2 protein-coding genes and 1 pseudogene are annotated in these 5,013 nt (G+C 42.2%); all 3 read left to right on the plus strand.

What is annotated here, in order from left to right; all coding sequences use genetic code 11:
- Nucleotides 1-737 precede the first annotated feature (737 nt).
- A complete protein-coding gene (locus QUA45_RS27860; RefSeq protein WP_333223107.1) occupies nt 738-3,677 on the plus strand; it encodes an ATP-binding protein in 2,940 nt (979 codons plus the stop codon).
- 5 nt (nt 3,678-3,682) lie between these two features.
- A complete protein-coding gene (locus QUA45_RS27865) occupies nt 3,683-4,045 on the plus strand; it encodes a response regulator (RefSeq protein ID WP_333151125.1) in 363 nt (120 codons plus the stop codon).
- Between the two features lie 428 nt (nt 4,046-4,473).
- Nucleotides 4,474-4,836, plus strand: a pseudogene (locus tag QUA45_RS27870) (transposase); the annotation flags it as partial.
- Nucleotides 4,837-5,013 lie beyond the last annotated feature (177 nt).

Consider the following 5,013-nt stretch of genomic DNA (forward strand, 5'->3'; position numbering starts at 1 on the left):
TGTAGCAATTTAGACGAAAGAGGGTTTATTTCTCTGATAAACATCATATGAAACTGTAATTAACTCATAATTTTGCCACAAATATCATTATACTATGTATTTGTGTAATTAATTCTGTCTGACTACTTAATAACTACAGGATTAAAGCACCTGACAAATGAATCGGGTCTGCTCACGCCCGATCCCATCACCTTAACCAGTCCGGATCACTGACAAGTTGACAGTCGCGACTAACGACGAAACTCAATAATAAGAAGCGAACTAATAACGTACACTCATGTGTGTGCTATTGGCTGGAAAATTGAGCAATTTTCTAGGGAACTTAAGCAATTAACCGGGAGAGAATCTTGCCACTCCGGTCAAGCTAGAATTAACACAAATCATATTGCTTGTCATGAACTTGTGTGGCTTAGGTACTCAAAAGTTTAGCAGATAAAAATGGTAAAACAATAGATAAAATCAAACACTGGCTGCTATTAAGTTATTTAATTGAGCAACTAAAACTTCTTGTTCGATGTTTATTGTAGAATTTTTGGGGCTGGTACACCGAGCTGTGACAGTTGCGTAACTCCTGGTAATATTGAAGATCAATAGAGATAGATTTTCAGGGTGGATTGGGAAAGGCAGCTTTGCCAAAATTTAAAACAAGCAAAAATGCTTAACAGAAATAAGTTAAAAGCTATAAAGCCGAACCTCATGGTCGCGACAGCAAAATCCCAAAATAATAGGTAAAATTGATGGCGACAGACATCCGACACGAGCCGGAAAACGGCTACCACTCAGAACCAACTCAGCCTTCCCTAAGAGAAAATCTGAATAGGCGATCGCTCATGCGCCTACCCCGAAGCCTGAGTGCCGTCGAAACATCGGGCTTTGGCCTCACAGGTCACGCCAATTGGTTTACCATCGCCACAGCGATCCAAGCAGCGATCGGGCCTAGCGCCATCTTCGTCTGGTTGCCCGGTATCCTCATGGGCATGATGCTCAATCTACAGGTAAAACGCATCGGCGAGTATTTCCCAGATATGGCTGGGGGAACGCCCAACTATACCGCCCGAATGCTGAAAAATTATCCGGGTCTGGGAAGTTATGCAGCGATCGGCTACTTTTTAAGCTGGGTATCAACACTGCCAATTTCTGCGATCGTACTGACGCAGCTCATCAAAGTCAACCTCAATAGTTTAGGTTTTAGCTGTCCTGAAACTTTACTAAATATTACCTTCACGCTCCTACCCTTCATTTTGACATTCAGCGGTACTCGCGCCTTAAGTATTCTGCACGCCTTTTTCGTGTTACCGACAGTCGGCGTACTATCCGTTTTTTCCATTCAGGGTCTATTCTGGTTAGCTTTTTCGTCAAACAGTCCCGGCTTTTTCCCCACCATTTGGCCGGAATTCACCTTTATTGACTGGGCTAAATGGTTTTACTTTGCTACCTACATCTTCTACTGCTGTGACTCCGCCGCCAGTTTCGTAGCGGATAGCCGCAACCCTACTAAAACCTTGCAGTTTCTCAAAATTTCCGCACTGGGGATGCTGCCTGTGATTTTAGGAGGTTCCTGGGTAATGATGCGCTTGGCCACCGCTCCTGGCCTGAAAGATGACGTATTCTTGAATGTATTAGCTGCCTGTCAGGTATTATGGGGGCCCTGGGTTCCCACCCTTGTCACCTTTCTAGTAGTCGCAAGCTGTCTTCTGAGTTGCGCGACAATTGTTTCCAACTGCCCCCGGATGCTGTACCAACTTGCCGTAGATGGGCATATTTCGCCAACATTCGCAGTTGTATCCCGACGGGGTGTATTTGGATTTGGGCTGGTCTTTGTTTTGGTTCTCAGTCTAATCTGTCTAGCTTGGGGAAATGTGCCTCGGCTGGTGGCGATTACTAATGTTGGCTTGGTTGTCTGCCTGATGATGTTCCATCTCTCACTATGGCTGCGGCGGGATCAGCCAGAAATTCGGTGGCCTTGGTGGTCGCTGGGCTTTTTCGTCGTAGATGCGGTGGTTCTGGTCGTCGGAGGCTTGGCTTGGGGTTGGCAAGACTTTATCATTGGGTTGTTTTTTCCCCTTGGCGTTTTAGCAGTGGAGGCAGGGATAAGTCGCATTGCTTTTGCCCCTTTCCATCCCTCGTGGTGGATTCGGCGTTACCGCAACAGCAGCCAGGGCAAAATCCCAGATTTTGTAGCGTCTCAGGTTGTAGTTTTAATCTTACTGATCGTCAGTGCCCTTGCTGTCGGCTGGATTTTTGGCTTCAAATTATATGCTAACTCTAGTGTTGGATTGAATTTATTCGTAGTGCTACTGGTGACAGTTGCTTTTATTGGGGTGGCAGTTGCCTGTTGGACGAGCTTACCCCAGGTCGTCTCAATGGAAGAGGCACGAGAGGGAGCAGAACAGCTTTTTACCATAGCCCTAGATGGTATTGTAGTGCTGGATGAAAATGGTGTCATTCGTCAGACTAATCCCGCTGCTGAAAGCGTCTTCGGAATAGATACTACTAGGCTAATTGGGTCTTACCTGAACAAATTACTGCCCGGATTAGGGGCTCAGCCAGAGCAGTGGCTCAGTCGCAGCGAACAAACTCTCAAGCTGCCCGATGGAGACTCGCGCATCCTGGAAGTTGCCATCTCCGACCGATTTTCTCAAGATGCTTCCCTTTCTAATCAGGATCTGCAAGAATATGTGGCGATCGTGCGCGATATCACCGATCGCAAGCAAGCCCAAGAAGCACTGCAAAAAGCTAATGAAGAACTAGAAATCAAAGTCGAGGAGCGTACATCTGAACTCCGCTATACTGTAGAACAATTGCAGAACGAGATTGAAGAGCGCCAGCAGATTGAAGCAAATCTTAGAGCTATGCAAAATCAGATTGTTGTCCAAGAAAAACTAGCTTCTTTGGGCAGTTTAACAGCAGGCATTGCCCACGAAATCAGAAACCCCTTAAACTTTGTCAACAACTTCTCAGAACTTTCTGCGGAATTAACCGAAGAACTGTTTGAAAAAATTGAAAATCAAGCCGAACGTTTAGATCCTGAAACCAGTGAGGATATTGCCGAGCTATTAACCGACCTCACAGCTAATCTTAAAAAAATCAATCAACACGGTCAAAGAGCAGACAAAATCGTTGGCAATATGCTTTTGCATTCGAGGGGACAAAGCGGTCACTGGGAAGCTACAGATATAAATAGTTTATTAGCCGAATATATCAATCTAGCCTATCACGGGATGCGAGCGAAGGAAGCTGCTTTTAACATTACCATAGAAACCGACTATGACAATGACATTGGCGAAGTAGAGGTCGTGCCACAAGACATCGGCAGGGTTTTTCTTAACATTATTAGCAATGCTTGCTATGCAGCCTATAAAAAGAAACAAGAAATCGGAGAAGACTTTTCACCGCTGCTTGACGTGAGAACTCGAAATCTTGTTGACGCGATTGAAATCCGCATTCGCGATAATGGCTCAGGTATAAAACCAGAGGTCCTCGATAAAATTTTTAATCCCTTTTTTACTACAAAGCCACCAGCCGAAGGTACTGGTCTAGGTCTTTCTATCAGTCAGGATGTTATCGTCCAGCAACATCGAGGATCACTAAAAGTCGAAACAGAAGTAGGAAAATACACAGAGTTTATAATCACATTGCAAAAAAAAGTAGCAGAAATTAAGGATTTCAAAAAATGAAAGTAATGGTTGTAGACGACGAGGAAGATATTCAGTCACTGTTCAAGCAGAAATTTAGGAAAGAAATCAAAGCAGGAAAAATTCAATTTCATTTTTGCCTGTCAGCCGAGGCAGCTTTGAAATACTTAGAGAACCAGGATGAAGCGTCTATCGTATTGATTTTATCGGATATTAATATGCCAGGAATGAATGGGCTCGAACTGCTAAGGATTCTCAAAGAAAAGTTTCCCGATTTAAAAGTTTTTATGATTACGGCTTATGGAGATGAGAAAAATTACCAAACCGCAATGGCTTATGGAGCTGATGACTATATTACTAAGCCTGTTAATTTTGATACACTCAAAAATAAAATACTCAATCTGGAGTAAATTGACAAGAAAAAATATTGAGTAATGGGTAATGGGTAATTGAAAGCAGCACCTTAGTCGAGTTAAAATTGCTCAATTGCATTTTCCTTCTGTCCTTCTGGAGCGCTAATTTTTTGTGAGTTTTAAGAGTCAATTAAAAATTAATATGTCAGCAAAAATACTGTTTGTGGATGATGAACCCTATTTAGAATTTCTACTTTCCCAGAGATTTAGGAAAAAAATCAGCGCCGAAAAATGGTCCCTTTTTTATGCCCACAATTGCGTACAAGCGCTGGAAAGTTGAAACAACATCCGAATCTAGATAGAATAGTGACCGATCTTAATATGCCTGAAATGGATAGCTTGACTTTACTCTCTAAACTTAACCCTCTTTTGTCACTCTCGTGGTAGTATAATCAGTGACACACCCCAAAAGCATTGCCAGTCCTATGGTAGAGCCTCCTCAACCAGTACCCGCAGTCAAATTTATAGATGAATACTGTCAAATTTACCAAAACATATTTCCACAAGTTAGGAGCTTTGAAGCTTTTAATTACTTACATATCGGTATTATATCGGACATAAAACGCAAAACACTACCATTAATAGCGAAAGTTATAGGGCTAAATAATCATCAAGCATCACACAACTTTTTAACACAATAACCCTGGGATGTACAATAATTAAGGAAGCAACGATTAGAATTAATATTATATGTACTGCAAGGACTTCTATTACTAATAATTGACGAGACAGGAGATAAAAAAGGGGATGCGACTGATTATGTAAAACGGCAGTACATTGGAAATTTATTTAGGTAAAACAGATAATGGTATCGTTGCAGGGTAAACGCATCTAAATTAAGTTGACATAAAATCATATTTGTGCCTGAGTTATTCTCTGAAAAAACCCTTCTTAAAACTCTTAAATATGATGCAATTAACCCAGTTAAAATCGAGCTTTAAGAACTTCTGAATTCTTAAAGCTGA

Source organism: Microcoleus sp. Pol12A5 (assembly GCF_036701435.1).
Taxonomy (GTDB): Bacteria; Cyanobacteriota; Cyanobacteriia; order Cyanobacteriales; family Microcoleaceae; genus Microcoleus.